The 15857-nt window shown below is 65.4% G+C and carries 14 protein-coding genes; 4 read left to right on the forward strand and 10 right to left on the reverse strand.

What is annotated here, in order from left to right; all coding sequences use genetic code 11:
* Positions 1 to 68 precede the first annotated feature (68 nt).
* Positions 69 to 854, reverse strand: a complete 786-nt coding sequence (locus QAZ22_RS25575; protein ID WP_278203490.1) for a ThuA domain-containing protein — start codon at positions 852 to 854, stop codon at positions 69 to 71.
* 344 nt (positions 855 to 1198) lie between these two features.
* Here QAZ22_RS25575 and QAZ22_RS25580 point away from each other — a divergent pair, with 344 nt between their 5' ends.
* The gene (locus QAZ22_RS25580) at positions 1199 to 1954 is read left to right on the forward strand and encodes a DUF4239 domain-containing protein (RefSeq protein WP_278203491.1); all 756 of its coding nucleotides are present in this window, start codon (positions 1199 to 1201) and stop codon (positions 1952 to 1954) included.
* 2 nt (positions 1955 to 1956) lie between these two features.
* On the opposite strand, the gene QAZ22_RS25585 is transcribed toward QAZ22_RS25580, so the two are convergent.
* From QAZ22_RS25585 to QAZ22_RS25600, 4 genes are all read right to left on the reverse strand, one after another.
* Positions 1957 to 3198: a glycosyltransferase gene (locus QAZ22_RS25585; RefSeq protein WP_278203492.1), complete on the reverse strand. Its 1242-nt coding sequence runs from the start codon at positions 3196 to 3198 to the stop codon at positions 1957 to 1959.
* 608 nt (positions 3199 to 3806) lie between these two features.
* Positions 3807 to 5441 (reverse strand): tlde1 domain-containing protein, encoded by a 1635-nt coding sequence (locus QAZ22_RS25590; RefSeq protein WP_278203493.1) that lies wholly within the window; start codon positions 5439 to 5441, stop codon positions 3807 to 3809.
* Between the two features lie 535 nt (positions 5442 to 5976).
* Positions 5977 to 6195 (reverse strand): RNA-binding protein, encoded by a 219-nt coding sequence (locus tag QAZ22_RS25595; protein ID WP_278203494.1) that lies wholly within the window; start codon positions 6193 to 6195, stop codon positions 5977 to 5979.
* 262 nt (positions 6196 to 6457) lie between these two features.
* Positions 6458 to 6937 carry a DUF2231 domain-containing protein gene (locus QAZ22_RS25600; protein WP_278203495.1) on the reverse strand — a complete coding sequence of 160 codons (480 nt, stop codon included), beginning with the start codon at positions 6935 to 6937 and terminating at the stop codon, positions 6458 to 6460.
* Between the two features lie 234 nt (positions 6938 to 7171).
* Here QAZ22_RS25600 and QAZ22_RS25605 point away from each other — a divergent pair, with 234 nt between their 5' ends.
* A complete protein-coding gene (locus tag QAZ22_RS25605; RefSeq protein WP_278207940.1) occupies positions 7172 to 7984 on the forward strand; it encodes a class I SAM-dependent methyltransferase in 813 nt (270 codons plus the stop codon).
* A 6-nt stretch (positions 7985 to 7990) separates the two neighbouring features.
* Here the strand turns inward: QAZ22_RS25605 and QAZ22_RS25610 are convergent, their stop codons facing one another.
* The 5 genes from QAZ22_RS25610 to QAZ22_RS25630 all read right to left on the reverse strand — a co-directional run bounded on the left by QAZ22_RS25610 (position 7991) and on the right by QAZ22_RS25630 (position 13485).
* Positions 7991 to 9241: an FAD-dependent oxidoreductase gene (locus QAZ22_RS25610; RefSeq protein WP_278203496.1), complete on the reverse strand. Its 1251-nt coding sequence runs from the start codon at positions 9239 to 9241 to the stop codon at positions 7991 to 7993.
* Positions 9238 to 9975 (reverse strand): methyltransferase domain-containing protein, encoded by a 738-nt coding sequence (locus tag QAZ22_RS25615; RefSeq protein WP_278203497.1) that lies wholly within the window; start codon positions 9973 to 9975, stop codon positions 9238 to 9240. Before QAZ22_RS25615 ends, QAZ22_RS25610 begins: the two co-directional genes overlap by 4 nt.
* The gene (locus QAZ22_RS25620) at positions 9972 to 11039 is read right to left on the reverse strand and encodes a type III polyketide synthase (protein WP_278203498.1); all 1068 of its coding nucleotides are present in this window, start codon (positions 11037 to 11039) and stop codon (positions 9972 to 9974) included. Before QAZ22_RS25620 ends, QAZ22_RS25615 begins: the two co-directional genes overlap by 4 nt.
* A gap of 261 nt (positions 11040 to 11300) precedes the next feature.
* Positions 11301 to 11459: a hypothetical protein gene (locus QAZ22_RS25625; RefSeq protein ID WP_278203499.1), complete on the reverse strand. Its 159-nt coding sequence runs from the start codon at positions 11457 to 11459 to the stop codon at positions 11301 to 11303.
* A gap of 100 nt (positions 11460 to 11559) precedes the next feature.
* Positions 11560 to 13485 (reverse strand): DUF4396 domain-containing protein, encoded by a 1926-nt coding sequence (locus QAZ22_RS25630; protein ID WP_278203500.1) that lies wholly within the window; start codon positions 13483 to 13485, stop codon positions 11560 to 11562.
* Positions 13486 to 13687: 202 nt separating this feature from the next.
* Here QAZ22_RS25630 and QAZ22_RS25635 point away from each other — a divergent pair, with 202 nt between their 5' ends.
* Both QAZ22_RS25635 and QAZ22_RS25640 read left to right on the forward strand, forming a co-directional pair.
* Positions 13688 to 15208, forward strand: a complete 1521-nt coding sequence (locus QAZ22_RS25635) for a multicopper oxidase family protein (protein ID WP_278203501.1) — start codon at positions 13688 to 13690, stop codon at positions 15206 to 15208.
* A complete protein-coding gene (locus QAZ22_RS25640) occupies positions 15205 to 15771 on the forward strand; it encodes a cytochrome c (protein WP_278203502.1) in 567 nt (188 codons plus the stop codon). The genes QAZ22_RS25635 and QAZ22_RS25640 overlap by 4 nt, the downstream gene beginning before the upstream one ends.
* The last annotated feature ends 86 nt before the right edge of the window (positions 15772 to 15857 follow it).

Here is a 15857-nt window from a genome sequence, read left to right on the forward strand (position 1 = left end):
TTGGTTCGATTCAAATGATGCGGCGCAATGTGGCCTAAGCCTCGTCGTCGCGCAATTCCCGAGTGCTTCTAGCGGAAACCGGCCTCGCCGGATGCGTGCAGCTTGCCGCCACGCTCGACGATCGGCTCCAGCGCCTTCTCGACCGGCACGTTCGGCGCGTCGAGGATGGCCGGCTTCGAGCTTTGCGGGTTATGCGCCCACTTCACCGCGTTGCGCAGCACCTTGTGCACGGTGGCGTCGTGATAGGTCGGATAGGTCTCGTGACCAGGCCGGAAGTAGAAGACATTGCCGGCGCCGCGCCGGTAGGTCAGGCCCGAGCGGAACACCTCGCCGCCCTGGAACCATGAGATGAAGACCGTCTCCAGCGGCTCGGGAACGGCGAACTGCTCGCCATACATCTCCTCGTTCTCGAGCTCGAAATACTCGCCGATGCCTTCGGCGATCGGATGGCTGGGGCTCGTCACCCAAAGCCGCTCGCGCTCGCCGGCCTCGCGCCATTTCAGCGTGCAGGGCGTACCCATCAGCCGCTTGAAGATTTTCGAGAAATGGCCGGAATGAAGCACGATCAGCCCCATGCCTTCAAAGACGCGGCGGGCGACGCGCTCGACCACCTCATCGGCCACCGCGCCGTGGTCCTTATGGCCCCACCAGACGAGCACGTCGGTCTCGGCAAGGCGGGATTCCGGCAGGCCGTGCTCCGGTTGCTCCAGCGTCGCGGTCGATGCGGAGATCGCCTTGTCGGCGTTAAGCGCGTTGGCGATGGTGGTGTGCATGCCTTGCGGATAGATGGAGGCTACCACCTCGTTGGTTCGCTCATGGATGTTCTCGCCCCAGACGACAGCGCGTATTGTCATGGTTTCCTCGTGCATGATTTTTGAGGGTGGAGCCGCCCCGGCGGTCATTCATAAAGGCTTAGGGCTGTATTGGAAGGGTGTTTCGAGCGCCGCGCTTGCGCCCCGGCCTCGCAAGTTCATCATTCTAGGGCGGAGCAAGGAGCGAAGCGACGCGCGCAGACCCTAGAATCCATGCCGTGACCGCTGCCGAAGAGCAGAGCGGTGCAGAACAAAGGATCGTTCTGCACCGGAGCGACGTTCATATGTAATGGCATGGATTCTAGGGTCTGCGCTCCGCTTCGCCCTAGAATGACGAATTCACACCGCCAATTGGCAAGCGGCCTTTGCCGTGCGCAATATTGGCAATGGGCGAAGTGCTTGTAGGGACAGCGATCTTTGCTTGTCTGGCCGGGGCCTCGCTGGTCAGCCTGATGGTGCACGAGCGCTTCCCCGCCCACCACCGCCAGGACGACACCAGCGCCGTGGTGCGACTTGCCGCGAACCTCTTCGTGGTGATGTCGTCGCTGGTGCTCGGCCTGATGATCAATTCGGCCAAGAACACGTTCGAGGCCATCGACGGCAATGTCCACGCCTTCGCCACCGATCTCATCCTGCTTGACCGAACGCTCCGACAGTACGGACCGGAGACGGACAGCGCCCGGCAATCGCTCACCGCCTATGTCCAGCGCGTCGTCGATACTTCCGCCGCCGACAACGACACGACCGTCGTCCCGAACAAGCTGTCGGAGCTGCTGCTCAATCAGGTCGGCGATATCCTGGCGGGCTTGACCCCCGCGGACGCCAAGCAGACCGCCGCGCAGCAGGCCGCGACACAGCAGCTGCGGAAGGTGATCGAGCAACGCTGGATGCTGGCCGAGCAGTCCGAGGGCGCCATCCCCGCGCCGCTGATCGCCTTGCTCGTCGCCTGGCTGACACTGATCTTCGCCAGCTTCGGCTTCCGGGCACCGCGCAACGCCACCGTCGTCTGCACTTGCCTCATTTCCGGGGCGTTGGTGGCCGCGGCGATCTATCTGATCATGGACATGGACACGCCCTTCTCCGGCCCGATCCAGGTCTCGCCGGCGCCGCTGCAAAGGGCGCTGGCGGAACTGACGCAGTGAAATCACCCGCCACTCAATGCTTCAATCAGCAACTTTGCCGCCACCGCCGCGCCGTCAGGGCGGATCAAGTGAGCGGCCGCGCCTGCCCGGACACGGGTCTCGGGCGCCAGCGCCGTCTCCAGCGCCTCGGACAATGACTCCGCTGTTGGCGTCGGGCCGTCATGCGCTGCGCCTATGCCGAGCTCAACCACCCGCCGCCCCCAATAGGGCTGGTCGCCGATCTGGGGCACCACCACCTGCGGCGCCCCTGCCCGCGCCGCGGCGACGGTCGTGCCGGCGCCGCCGTGATGGATGACCGCCGCCAGCCGGCCAAACAGCGCCTGCTGGTTGACATCGCCGACGGCGAAGCAATCGTCGCGCTCGTCGATCGGGCCGAGCTCTGCCCAGCCATGCGCGATGACCGTGCGCCGGCCCTTGGCGCGGATCGCCTCGATGGCCGCGCGTCCGGCTTCGCTCGCGACCGCAATGGAGCCGAAGCCGACATAGACCGGCGGCGCGCCGGCTTCGAGGAACGCCTCCAGCCCGTCGGGAAGCGGCCGTTCGTCGGCCAAGATCCAGGCGCCGGTCTGCAGGACGCCGATCAGGTCCGAGGGCAGCCAGGGCCCGAGCGTCGGGTCGCAGGCAAGCAGGACGGGATCGCCGTAGACATAGTCGCGGACGTTGTCCAACGGAGGCAGCCCGAGCGACGCGCGGTGGCTGTTGATCGCGCCGCCGAACAGCGCGTTCTTGGTCCGGATATCATGGTTCCAGAGCGCCATGTTGTCGGTCACGCCAGCAGGAAGCGGATGTCCGGGATATTCAAAGGGCCGGTTGTGCGCCGACGGGAGCCAGATCGGACAAAAGGTGCCAAGGATGTAGCGGATGCCCCGCTGCTCGGCGACCAGCCGCGCCGCGGCGCAGGAAGGAAAAAGGCCGCACGCCACCACTGCATCGCAGCCTTCGGCGGCCGCCATGAGCGTATCGTATTGCCTGGCGACGATCTCGGCCGCCTGGCCGGAGATAAGCTCGGCCCGGCCCTCGGGCGACGCCGATCTCCTGCGCCGCATCATCTCCTTTGTCCATTCACGCACCGGCGCGAAGGCCGGCGCCAGCGGCACGCCGGCGCGGGCGCACAGCGCGGCAAATTCCTTATCACCGGGGACGCTCACCCGCACCTCGGCGCCGAGCGCCTGCAGTCGCGAGCCAAGCGCCACCACCGGCTCGACGTCGCCGCGCGAGCCGTAAGTCGACAACAAAATCCGCATTCGGGAATTCCCTTTCCTAAAATTCAGGCCAAGGGCAGCGTACATACGGTATGCCCGGGGTCTTGCCGCAAGCCCGGGGTGCGCCATATCTATTTCCTGGGAGCGGCGGATATTCCTTTGCGCTCGCAATCCCCGCAAGTCGATGATCTCACTGTCGCGCGTGTTCGGTGCGCCGACCGTGGCATGGACCATTTGGCCAAGCAGAAGCAGGCGATGGCGACCAGTTCGCTAGCGCAGGATCTTGAATATTGCAGGCTTGTCGGAGGGTCAGCGCAAGCGCTGGGGATTAGCTGAAGCCTCTCAACCTCGTCATCCCAGGGCGAAGCAGGAGCGAAGCTCCGTCGCGGAGACCCTGGGATCCACGCCATTACCTTAATCGAAGGGTGCGAGCGGAACAGAATTCTGCACCGTTGCAGCGCTCGTATTTCACGGAATGGATCCTCGGGTCTGCGCCGCGTCGCTACGCTCCTTGCTCCGCCCGAGGATGACGATCGCGATGGGCGTTTCGTGATCCCGGAGCGGATCAAGGACTGACGCGACCCGGCACAGACCCTAGGATTGATGACGTTCGGGAGGCTTCAGCTGATCCAAACGTCGTGAAATCCTGATCAGCCCTGGCGCCCTTCCTGGGCGACCTGGGTGGGCGACCTGGTGAGCCGCGGGACGACGACGAGGCGCTTGATCTTGCCTTTCTTGTAGGCGGACAGGAAGCGCTGATAGTCCTTGAAGACGACGCAGCCATTGGATTCGGCGCGGCCGCCTCGCAGCATGTAGGTGTGGGCGAGCAGGCCGTTGCGGTTATATTTGTTGTTGCCGCTGGTCGGCGTCAGCCGGATCGCCTCGACGCCGTGGAAGCGCGATTCACGCATCGACAGATTGTAGGTGTCGGGCGGCGTCGGGCCGACATTCTTGCGGTTGACGAAGCGCGGCTGGTCGACCATCGAGCCATACCCGGAATGCGCCTCGAGCTTCGAGCCGTCGGGCATGTAGACCGTCGCCGCCGAGATGTCGTAGACGGCGACGCCATTGCCCGTCGAAGGCGAATTGAACAGGCTCCCGAAAGCCCTGCCGAGGCCGCCGCGCTCGGGCGTGTCCGGCTTGGCATAGGCGAGCATCTCGGAGGGCTGCGCCTTGCCGCGCTTGGCCGGCCCGGCATTGATCGGTTTCGAGCCCTGCACGCCCGGAAGCGCCTGTTCGGAACTCCTCAGCGAACGCGGTGACTGCGGGCCTTCCGCGGTATCGACAGCGGCAGGCTCCGAGCTGGCAGGCTCCGGCTTGGTAGCTTGGGGCTTTGCCGCCTGGGTTGCCTGCGGCTTGGCCGGCTCCGGCTTCCGCGCGGCATTCTGTTCGGGCGCCTCCGTTGCGCGCTCGAGCGTGGCGCGCGGCCTCAGGCCGGGCACGGCGATGCTGTCTGGCAATTCATCCTGCGGCGGCAGCGAGGCGACCTGCACTTCGCCCTGTTTTCCGGCGTCGCCCTGGTTTCCGGCGTCGTAGGGGGCGTCGGCCGTAAGGTCCGGCGCACCACCGTTGGCGAGCGCGACGGCGGTCGGCACGTCAGCCGTCTCCTCAGGCATGACATTGGCCAGCGCCAGCGCCAATTCGGACGCACGCTGGACGTCGACCTGATTTGAGCCGAAGCGTGCCTCGGCCGGGCCGCTCTCGGCCAGGTCGGGCTGGGTTGGATCGGTCCGGGCCGGGCCGGTCTCAGCCGCGCCGCCGAAGCGGTTCGCCGCCGGCAGGCTCGCAAGCAGGAAAGGCGCGCGCTCGGCGCGCTGGAAGGCATCGGCAAGTTTCTGCGGCGAAAGCCCGGCGCGCTTGACGACGCTGTCGAAACGGTCGGCGACGTCCGCGGCGGAGGCTACCTTCACGGCCTCCTCACGCGCAACTCTGAGCTTTTCAAACGCGACGCTGTCCGGCGCCGCCGGCTTCAAGCGCGCCGCCTTGCCGTCGTTAACCAGGGTGGTGGGAGTCGGGGTGGCGTGCGCGAAGCTGGTGGCGAGGCCGAGGCAGCCGGCATCGCAGCCGCCGGTGAGCGAACCCGTCTTGTAGGGGCCCGTCGCGGCCAGGCGCGGCGCCCAGGCATTGGCGAGCTTGCGGCGCTGGTCGGCGAGCGCGATGTTGCGCGGCGCAAGCAGGCTCTGCGGCAATCCGTTGGAAGCAGCGGTGAGAGAGGTGCTCACCGAGTAGAGGCCGGCCATGGTCGCCACCGACCACAGGGCAAGGGCGGCGCCGACAGCAGGCACCAGAACCCAACGATGACCACCAGATTTTTTCGAAGTTACCCCCTCTTCAGGAGTGTCACCCCGGTTCTTCAAACGCAAAAACGCCATACGACCACTCTCAATCGGCATGCCGGTTTGCGGACCTGGCACCCGTCACGATCACAGTTCGCCTGGTGCCCCCTGCACCTTCACGCGTCTGTTGCCGATTGATTCAAAAGATGGACAAAGATGGTTAACCAATCCCTCCACCAATCGCCACTGTGGCGACGGTCCATACGAAAAAAGAGCCCTCCATGGTCTCCGCCACGGTAAAAATGCTCTCCCTCGCCTGCTTTTGCTGCCCGTTTTTGCGGGCCGAGTCAAGCAAACACAAGGATTTTGCCCTTTCGGGCAATCGCCGGCTACAGATGGATTGAGGTTAAAAAGCGGCAGGAACAGCCCGGCGCGGCGAGATGCGACATCCCTTCGCGAGCGGGACGCAACGCGAGCCCGCGCTGCCGGATGGCATGTTTCGGCGCGTGCCGAAAATCAATGACAGACTACTGGCCAGGTCGCTTCACGCTCTGGCCGAGTGGCGCTTCGAAAGCGACTGCCATAACTCCGCTTCGGCGGTGAAGCCGTTCTGGAAAGCTTCTATGACTTCGCAGGCAAGCTGTTGTCTTTGGTCCCCGTCTTTAAGGGCCAGACGGCGCTCGTCGCACAACTGGTCGAATACCCTTTGAAGAAGTTCCAGCTCGATCGGCGTGAATACGCCGCTGTGTTTGGTGAAAGCCATCACGCTTCCTCCCCCGCAGATGGGCGAAAGCATGATCTACTCTTCCGTGTGCCTTGGCTCGGTGCGGACGACAAGGCATTTTACACTCTTCGCGGTGGCGTAGCGATTCCTTTGTGATCGAAGATCGAATTTCAAGCCGCCCCGCAACTTGTCAGCCGGAAGAGCCTGAGCCCGTTCAGCCTTTGAATCGCTTATCCAGCCTAACTGTTTGTTTTTACGCAGTTCCCTGGAGCAGCTTCAAACGTCGTCAGGCGTCCGGCATTCAGTGCATTTCAGCCGGTCCGTCGGCGACGCCGACGTGATGCCGGTAGACCATTCCCCAGCCCTTCCAGCCGGTGAACAGAAGGATGAGGACGACGATTAGCGACAGGACCAGTCCGACCGGCACCACCGCCGCTTCTCCGTGGACATATCGAAAGTACCAGTTGTAGAGCTCGATCAGGACGACAATCACGTTGCCGCCGGCGTGAAGCCATACATCCCGAAGATTACGGATCTGAGCGTCGCCCAGTATGTCGGTCAGGCCGGCAAGAGCGGCCAGCGCGGCCATGATCAGACCGGCCCCGAGGAGCCAGAGCGACGGCGCGACCCAGGCCGGATTGCCGGTTCGCCAGAAGACGAGGTCGCAAACGAAGGTCGCGACGAAGAAGGCGATCGGGAACGGTATCAGCATTGCATGGACGGGATGGCCGGCAATGCTTGCCGTGCTGTGCGGATTGTGGGGAATCGTATGGTCAGCCATCGTAATGCCTCCCGCAGGCGTGGCGAGCGCCGCCCTCGGGCCACATCACAACTCATCGCAGGCTTGGCGGCGAAAGCCGGATACATAGCGAACTCCGGGTGCACCGGAATGTTCCATCAACCCGCGGCAGCCGACATAGCCGCATATGCCGTTGGCCGCCTCTCGGTCGAAACCGAGCCAGAACAAACTTTGTATGCTACCCTTGCGGACCAGACGGAACTGTGGGTGACGGCAATGCTGGAAACGGACAAGGTCTTCGCCGGCTCGATCCCGGAAAACTACGACCGCCACATGGTGCCGTTGATTTTCGAGCCGTACGCCGCCGATCTTGCGCGACGGGCAGCGTCGCTATCGCCCGGTGCCGTCCTCGAAACCGCCGCGGGCACCGGGGTCGTCACCCGCGCGTTGGCGCCAAGACTGTCTCCCGGCGCCACCTATATCGTGACCGACCTCAACCAGCCGATGCTCGACCATGCCGCTTCGCGGCAAGGTCCCGACCGCCGCATCACATGGCGCCAAGCGGATGCGCTGGCGCTGCCGTTCGAGGATGCGGCCTTCGATGTCGTCTGCTGCCAGTTCGGCGCGATGTTCTTTCCCGACCGCTCGACTGCCTATCGCGAGGCAAAGCGCGTTCTCAAGCCCGGAGGGCGCTTTCTGTTCAGCGTATGGGACCGCATCGAGGAGAATATTTTCGCCGATGACGTGACGAATGCGCTCGCAAGGATCTTTCCGAACGACCCGCCGCGCTTTCTGGCACGCACGCCGCATGGCTACCACGACAAGGACTTGATCCGCAGCGAGCTGGAAGCAGCGGGTTTCTCCCAGGTGGAGATCGAGACGCGAGCAGCGCAAAGCCGCGCGTCCTCGCCGCGCGTTCCTGCCGTCGCCTATTGCCAGGGAAGCCTGCTTCGCAACGAAATCCAGGCCAGGGATCCGGCAGGACTGGAGGCAGCGACGGATTACGCCACATCCGCGATTGCGGACCGGCACGGCAGCGGCGAAGTCGCCGCCAAGATTCAGGCACATGTGATCTTGACTGTGGCCTGAGGCAGGTTATCGAGCCAGGCCTGAAACGGCCAAACCGGGGACCGTTTTCGTCTTGCCGCTTAGCCGCGCTCCCAGGGTCAGTGTCCGCGGAAAGTTACGGACGACCGCCTCCATCAGCGCGGCGCCGCCGGGGCCGAGCGCCATGCGGGCAATCGCTTCAGCGGCAAGGACACGCGTCGAGAACAGTCCTCGCCAGTCCGCTTCGTAGCGCCTCCCGGCTGCCTCTCGCCCCGCCTTCCCTCCGGCCGCCCTGCCGAGCTCCTCCGCCAGAAGCCAGCCGGACTGAAGCGCCATCGATATGCCCTCGGCGATGATCGGATGCGACTCGCCGGCGACGTTGCCGACGCGGAAGATGCCCTTTTCGTAGCCGGCGCGGATGCCTGGCCGGATCGGGCCGGCGGCAAGCCACGGACCGTCGAGGCGGGCTTGCTCCAGGGCATCCCGCGCTCCCCGGCATGTCGCCATGATGTGATGCCCGACGGCTTCGGCCGCCGAGACATGGCCGCCACGTTCGGCGGCAAGGCTGCCGCGCAGCCGGGCCAGCCTATCGCGCCTTATGCAGCAGGAGACCGACATGCGGCCATGGTCGGCAAGGACCATGCCGCCATAGCCGCCAGGGAACGTCAGCAGCGGCATCAGATCGGAGGGCAGCGACGAATTGGTGAAATGCGCCTTGAAGCCGAGCAGGTCCGAGTGGCGATTGACCTTTCCGAGCTGGCTTGGCAGCGGCCCCGGCTCCCACGAGCCGTGCGCGGCAACGACCACCGGCGCCCGCAGGATCGTCGCCTCGTCGCCGGCCTTGCCGCCTGTCGGCTGGATCCGTACGGCCTGTCCGTCGCCATCGCCTTCGATGGCGACGGCGCGGCAAGGCTGGAAGACTTCAGCGCCGGCCGAGCATGCCGCGTCGAGCAGCAAGGTGTCCAAAATGTCGCGGCCGAGCGCGCGGCCGAAGCCGTCTCTCGCCGGCCCGGATCGCGCGCCCGGCATCGGGGCCTCGATTGTGGTGTCGCCGGAAAACAGGCCGACCCGGCGGATTTCGGGACCGGCCTCGGCGCGCCAGGCATCGCCGATCTCCAGCCGGTCGAGAAGCGCGAGATTGCTTGCCGAGATGTATTCGCCGCACACCTTGCGGCGCGGAAACGGGCTCTTCTCCACGATCGCGACGGCCCATCCGCGCCGGGCGAGCGCCAACGCCGCCGAAGCGCCGGCCGGACCGCCGCCGATGACGATCGCATCATGGGTGGATGGCCGCTTCATGCCGCATTCCTGGCCGGCATCCGCGCTTCGCCGGCAAAGACGTGCGAGAAAAGCCCGGCGCGCCGCTCCTCGAGCGGGATGCCGCCGGCGGCGCTCCAGAGGTCGGAAAGCTCGCTGGCGCGGAAACCGGCGCGCACGCTCTGGGCGGCGTCGTGCCTGGTGACATCGTTGGCGCCGATTGCCGGCAGAAGGCGGGTCGCGGTCAACGCCAAGCCCGCGCGGAGCGGTTCGGTCGCCAGGATGAGCGGAGCCTTGCGTTGCAGCCGCGAAAACAGGCGCAGCAGTCCGTCGTCGTCGAAATGATGCAGGAAGAGATTGACCGTGATCGCGTCGAAGGGCCAGCCACCGGCGTTCCCCATCGGGTCCTTCTCCGCCCAATCGAAGACGTCGGCGGTGATGGTTTCGAGCCGCCATCCCAGCGCGGCAAAATCCGCCGTGAGCTCCGGCGTGACAAGGCCGACGCGATCGAGCATCGTCAGTTCCACGTCGCGCCAGTCCCTTGCCATGCGCCGCGCCACCTTCAGCATGAAGGTGCCGTCGCCGGCACCGATCTCCAGGATGCGGCCGGGCGGCCTCGGCAGAAATTTCCGCATGAGCGAAGCCATGATCGGCGCCTGGAACATCAGTGCGTTGATGCGGGCGATATCGCGGCGCGAGCGGCGCGCCCGCGCGTCGTCGGGCGGAAGCCCGTCCAGGATTTCCGGAACGAGGCTGCGCGTGGCGAGCGCACTCATGAGACGGTCCTGAACAGCATGGTCTCCGCCGTCAGCCCTGGTCCGAAGGACATGCCGCAGCCGAGCAGGCCGGCCGGCTTCTTCAACATCTCTTCCATCACGAACATGACGGTCGGCGACGACATATTGCCGTATCGGCGCAGCACCTCGCGCGAGGGCTTCAGCGCGGCAGGCTCGAGGTCGAGCGCCCTTTCGACGGCGTCGAGAACGGTGCGGCCTCCGGGATGCACGGCCCAGAGGTCGATCGCCTCCGGCGGCCGGCCGCCCAGGATGGCGTCCTGGTTACCGCGCAGCGCTTGCTGGACCGCCGCCGGCACCTTGCCGGAAAGGACCATGTCGAAGCCGTGGTCGCGGATATCCCAGGTCATCAGGTCGCGCTGCTCGTCGGCGACGGCGCAGCGGAAGGAGTCGAGCTCGATGCCGGGCGGCTCGGCGGTTATGAGCGTCGCAGCACAGCCATCACCCCACAGGCAGAAGGACAAAAGCTTCTCCAGTTCGGTGGTTTCCCTCAGATGCAGCGTGCAGAGCTCGATATTGACGAGAAGCACCCTGGCTTGCGGGTCGGAGCGGACGATGTGGCGGGCAAGCTTGAGACCGTTGACGGCCGCGTAGCAGCCCATAAATCCGATGATCGTGCGCTCGACATCGTCCGGCAGGCCGCAGCGCTGAACCAGGTCGAGGTCGATACCGGGCGCGGAGAAACCGGTGCAGGTGGTGACGATGAGGTGGGTGATGCGCGACGCCTCGTTGCCGAGATGGAGCCCGTCGACGCCGTTTTGCGCCAGAACGGGCGCGGCTTCGCCGAACATCGCCATTCTGGCGGCCGTTCCGGGAAAGGCGCCGCGCCTGAAGGTTCCGCCGAGATCGGCCGACGGCCCCTCCGGGTCGAGAGCGGGCGCAAAGCAGGAAAAGCGGTGCTCGATGCCGGCCAGGCCGGCCATGCGTTCGAATATCCTCCTGCGATCGTCGGCCAGCATCGAGGCGGCGTAGCGCAGGTAGAACCGATGGACTTCATGTTCCGGAACCGCTGTCGCGATCCGGTTGATATAGGCGTTGGCGGACATGTACTGTCTCCCTGGGCTTCGGGCGCGATGCGCGCTGTTGCCGGAGGGGTTTCTTTGCTCATGAGCGCCCTTGTAGGCGCCAGGCTCTGAGCGTTGCCTGTTCGATAAACGTTTCGGAAAACCTGTTTCTTCCCAGGCGCGCGATTCCTAACTTAGAAGGTTTGGAAGGGATGATCGGCAAAATCAAAGTGTTAAAGCCTTTTCCGTGCCTGGCAGGCAAGGACTTGGGCCGATCTCTTGGGCCGATCTCTTGGGAGCCGATCACTTGCTGCCCTGCACCGCTCCGGGCACGATCAAGGCTCCCTGGTCGCGCTCGGAATATCTGAAGCCGATAAAGAACAAGGCAATGATGACGAGGCAGACCGCCAACACGATGGCGAGGATCCTTCCCGGGTTATCGGCAGGCGGTTTGTCTTCCATGGCAGTTCGCCTCGCATAATAAACCCTGCGAGAGCGGCAAGGGTTCCGAGATCCAGGCGCGTTCGTCGGATTGGGGGGAGTGCCGAGCGCCCTGCCGCGATCACGTGACGTCGATGACCACCATCAGGCCGCCGCCGCCCTTTTCCTCGGCGTTATTGTTCGTGGTGTGATGCGGGATGTGACAGTGGATCAGCCACTTGCCGGGTCGCTGCGCCTTCCAGACGACGTCATAGCGCTGCCCTGGCCCGACATTGATGGTGTCGGCAAGGAAGCGGGCTGAGGGAGAAACCGTCTCGCCGTCGCGGGCGACGACCTCGAACGGGCCACCATGGATGTGCATCGGGTGGATGAAGCCGTTGTTCGTGCCGATGAAGCGGACCTTGAGCGTCTCGCCGACCTTCATGCGGATCGTATCGGTCGAAGGATAGGCCTTGCCGTTGATGGTGAAGAAGTTCGGCATGCCGCCGTCCATCGGCATCGAAGGATAGGTCAAGCCTTCCCGCACCAGCCATTCCTGCAGCTCGATGACATAGTCATGGTCGGCGGCGACCTCGTCGGCGGGGTTGGCGGGATCGATGATCAGCGCACCATAGAGGCCGAGCGCCTGGGTTCGGTCGGGCTTGGCGTGCGGGTGATAGAAATAGGTGCCGTGCTGGGTGGCGGTGAATTCGTAGGAATAGGTCTTTCCGGGCTCGATCGGCGGCTGCGTGATCTCGGCCGGCCCGTCCATCTGGTTGGGCAGGATCAGGCCATGCCAGTGCACTGTCGTCTCCTCCGGCAGTCCGTTGGTGACGTTGATGCGCACCCGGTCGCCCTGGCGGATATGGATGCGCGGGCCTGGAATCTGGCCATTATAGGCATAGGCGTCGACCGTCACGTCCGGCAGGATCTGCCAGCGGACCACCGACGGCCTAAGCTCGAACACCTTGACGCCGTTCTCCATGCGGAAAGGCAAATCCTTGTCGCCCTTGGCCGCGAGGCCGTAGGAAGCAGTCACCAGGCGCGGATCGGCCGCCGCCATGTCGCGCATGGTGTCGGCCGGCGTGTCGCGGTCCATGATCATGCCCTGCGGCATGATCACCCCGCCGACATCGCGGGCCGAGAGCCTGAGGTTCAGCCAGTTCGCCGGTGCCGCCATGCCGAGCGCCAGCGCCAGCGCCGACACCGCGCCGAGCGCCGCGATCTGCGGCGTGGTCGCGTCCGAGCGCATGTGATGGCCAGCGTTGCCTTTGCTCTTGTGGGAGGCGGTGTCGTGCCCTTGCTCGTGGCGGCCGTGACCGCTCGCGTCGCCCTGCTGCATCTGCATCCGCGCGTGTTCCCCCACGGCTGACAGTTGTCTATGGCCTGCTCGGGCTTTCTGCGCGCGCTCGGTCATTAGGCCATGCTTCAACTCGCGCGCGACCAGCCAGACATTGGCGGGATAGGCAAACGCGAAGCCGGCGATCACGCCGAGCGACATCACGCCCCAGAACAGAAGCTCGGTCGGCTCCATGGCGCGCATGTCGCGGCCCATCATCAGGAAGCTCATGACCGGCGCCATGCCGGCCATCATGAAGTTCATCGAGATGAATTCGGGAACGAAGCTCTTGCGGACGTTTTCCCAATAGGTGCCGCCCATCATCGATTTCATGAACAGCGACTGGAAGATGAAGAGGCCGAAGGCAAAGCCGGCAAGATATTCGACAATGAGGTCGAGCCACATCGGCAGGCCGAGCGTGGCGGTGACGACTGCGGCAAGGATGATGCCGGTGGCATCGCCGGCCACGCAATGGATGGTCGAGCCGACGCCCTGCTTCCAGAGCGGGCTGGTGAAGGCCTCGTGCTCGCCGGGGCGAGGTTCCTTGTCGGCGAGCACGTAAAGCAGCAGGCCGAGCGGGCCCATGTAGAGCGTCACCAGGATGAAGCCCCATTTCATCACCATCGGCTCGGGATTGTTGCGGTACTGGTCGAAGCCGACATAGAGCGTCGAGGCCAGCGCCAGCACGAACCATGCAACGAGGAAATAGTCGATCGGTTGGATAAGCATGACCCGGCTTCTCGGGTTGGTTTGATGAAACGGCTGGTTGTACCTGCGGGTGAACGCAGCCGAGGCCATTACGATCCACCCGCCGGAATTTCCGGCCTCAGCCGCTGGACCCCGCTTGACCTTCCAGCAACTGGAACCCTTAGTCTGTGCAAGCGGTCGCCCAGGCGGCGCGCCCTTCCCAATCACGATCGAGGAGAAAAGGATGCATCGACGCGGCTTTCTGGTGGCGGGGCTGGCAACGGCTCTCGCGGGCTCGCGCGCACTGGCGCAGATGAAGATGGACGGCATGTCGGGCATGGATTCCATGCCGGGCATGGGCGGCCATGCTGGCCACGACATGGGCGCCATGGGTCAGAGCCCGACAGCGCTGCCCGAAGGCGAGGCGCTGCGCGAATTGCCGCCGCTGGCCAACGAAGCCGGCCGGTCCGGCCTGTTCAGGGCGCGGCTGACGGCGGAGCCGGCCACGGCTCGCTTTGTTGCGGACAGGGACACGCCGATCCTTGCCTATAACGGCATGAGCCCGGGGCCGCTGATCGAGGTCTATGAAGGCGACAGAGTCGAGATCACCTTCGCCAACCGGATCGGGGACGAGCCGAGCACGATCCACTGGCACGGCATGCCGGTGCCCGCCGATCAGGACGGCAATCCGATGGACCCGGTGGCGGCGGGCGCGGACCGCGCCTACGCCTTCGAGCTGCCGGAAGGCAGCGCCGGCTCCTATTGGTACCACCCGCATCCGCACGGCCGGACGGCCGAGCAGGTCTATCGCGGCCTGGCCGGCGCCTTCGTCGTCAAGGCCAAGGCCGATCCTGTTCCGGCCGCCTATGGCGACACCGTGCTCATGTTCACCGACCTTCGCCTTGCCGCCGACGGCTCGATGCCCGACAACACCATGAACGACCTGATGAATGGCCGCGTCGGCGACCATGTGCTGGTCAACGGCCAGAAGAACCCCAAGCTGACTGTGGCGATGGGCGCGAAGCGGCGCCTGCGGCTCTACAACGCCACCAATGCGCGCTTCCTCAGGCTCGCCTTCGCCAACGCCGCGATGACGGTGATCGGCAGCGACGGCGGCCTGCTGGAGAAGCCGGTGTCGGCCGACGAGATCCTGCTCAGCCCGGCCGAGCGCGTCGAACTGGTCGTCGCCTTCGACAAGCCGGGAACCGCTTCGCTCACCACGCTTGCCTATGACCGTGGCTGGATGGGCCCAGGCCGGCCCGAGGACGCCGGGCTGACGCTGCTGACGGTCGATGTCTCGGACGCACCGGCCGATGCGATGCCGCCGCTGCCCGAGCGGCTGAGGCCGATCGCGCCGCTTGGCCAGCCGACGGTCAACCGCCGGCTTGTCTTCACCGAAACCATGGCGATGAACGCCACCGGCATGGAGATGGGTTTTCTGATCAACGGCAAGGCCTTCGACATGAAGCGCGTCGACATCGTCGCCAAAGCCGGCGAGACAGAACTGTGGGAAATCGTCAACCAGGCCGACATGGACCACCCGTTCCATCTTCACGGCACGCAGTTCCAGGTGGTCGAGCGCGAGCGCGACGGCAAGGTCTCCAAACCGCCTTATCTGGCGTGGAAGGACACGGTCAACGTGGCGCGCGGCGAGACGGTGCGGCTCGTGACGCGCCAGGAACGGCCGGGGCCGCGCATGTATCACTGCCACATCCTCGAGCATGAGCAGCTCGGCATGATGGGCATCGTCGACGTCCAGGCATGAGGTTCCGCGCCGTTCTCGGGGCGGCCATGCTTGCGCTCGCCGGCCCGCCGACCTTTGCTCCGTCGCTGGCGGCAGGTCCGGACAATCCGATCGTGGCGGCACGCCAGGCCTCGATGAAGGAGATGGCGGCCGCCGCGAAGGCGATCGCCGAGATGTTCGACGGCAAGCGCGCCTATGAGCCGGCGGCCTTCAAGGCGGCGGCGAAAACGCTCGGCGCGCGCACCGGCCCTGCCCTCATCGCCGAGTTTCCCGCCGGCTCGCTCGGCGCGCCGTCAGCCGCCAGGCCGGAGATCGACCAGGCCCGACCGGAGTTCGAGGCGCTCGCCCGCCATGTCGGCCGGCTCGCCGACGCGCTCGCCGCCAAGGCAGATCAGGCGCCGGCCGCGATCACCAGCGACATGCGCATGGGCGCCATGCTGCCGATGGACGGCGGCAGCCTGCTCGGCAAGCGCCCGGGCGCCGCCGAGACCGATCCGGCAAAGCTGCCGGCCGAGCATCTCCTGCATCTCATCCTGCAGGATTGCTCGAGCTGTCATTCGAAATTCCGGCAAAAGACGGAGTGAGGCGCGCACCGGGCGGTCCGGCCATCGGCAAACGCCTGTTCTGCACAATAAAATCAGTTTGTGCTAATATACGGAATGCCATGCTC

The sequence above is a fragment of the Mesorhizobium sp. WSM4906 genome (assembly GCF_029674625.1).
Classification (GTDB): Bacteria; Pseudomonadota; Alphaproteobacteria; order Rhizobiales; family Rhizobiaceae; genus Mesorhizobium.

Bases quoted from the DNA above. Each gene is read 5' to 3' on its own strand.
- QAZ22_RS25575 (WP_278203490.1), bottom strand. From the start codon at position 854: ATGACAATACGCGCTGTCGTCTGGGGCGAGAACATCCATGAGCGAACC.
- QAZ22_RS25580 (WP_278203491.1), top strand. From the start codon at position 1,199: ATGGGCGAAGTGCTTGTAGGGACAGCGATCTTTGCTTGTCTGGCCGGG.
- QAZ22_RS25585 (WP_278203492.1), bottom strand. From the start codon at position 3,198: ATGCGGATTTTGTTGTCGACTTACGGCTCGCGCGGCGACGTCGAGCCG.
- QAZ22_RS25595 (WP_278203494.1), bottom strand. From the start codon at position 6,195: ATGGCTTTCACCAAACACAGCGGCGTATTCACGCCGATCGAGCTGGAA.
- QAZ22_RS25600 (WP_278203495.1), bottom strand. From the start codon at position 6,937: ATGGCTGACCATACGATTCCCCACAATCCGCACAGCACGGCAAGCATT.
- QAZ22_RS25605 (WP_278207940.1), top strand. From the start codon at position 7,172: ATGCTGGAAACGGACAAGGTCTTCGCCGGCTCGATCCCGGAAAACTAC.
- QAZ22_RS25610 (WP_278203496.1), bottom strand. From the start codon at position 9,241: ATGAAGCGGCCATCCACCCATGATGCGATCGTCATCGGCGGCGGTCCG.
- QAZ22_RS25615 (WP_278203497.1), bottom strand. From the start codon at position 9,975: ATGAGTGCGCTCGCCACGCGCAGCCTCGTTCCGGAAATCCTGGACGGG.
- QAZ22_RS25620 (WP_278203498.1), bottom strand. From the start codon at position 11,039: ATGTCCGCCAACGCCTATATCAACCGGATCGCGACAGCGGTTCCGGAA.
- QAZ22_RS25625 (WP_278203499.1), bottom strand. From the start codon at position 11,459: ATGGAAGACAAACCGCCTGCCGATAACCCGGGAAGGATCCTCGCCATC.
- QAZ22_RS25630 (WP_278203500.1), bottom strand. From the start codon at position 13,485: ATGCTTATCCAACCGATCGACTATTTCCTCGTTGCATGGTTCGTGCTG.
- QAZ22_RS25635 (WP_278203501.1), top strand. From the start codon at position 13,688: ATGCATCGACGCGGCTTTCTGGTGGCGGGGCTGGCAACGGCTCTCGCG.
- QAZ22_RS25640 (WP_278203502.1), top strand. From the start codon at position 15,205: ATGAGGTTCCGCGCCGTTCTCGGGGCGGCCATGCTTGCGCTCGCCGGC.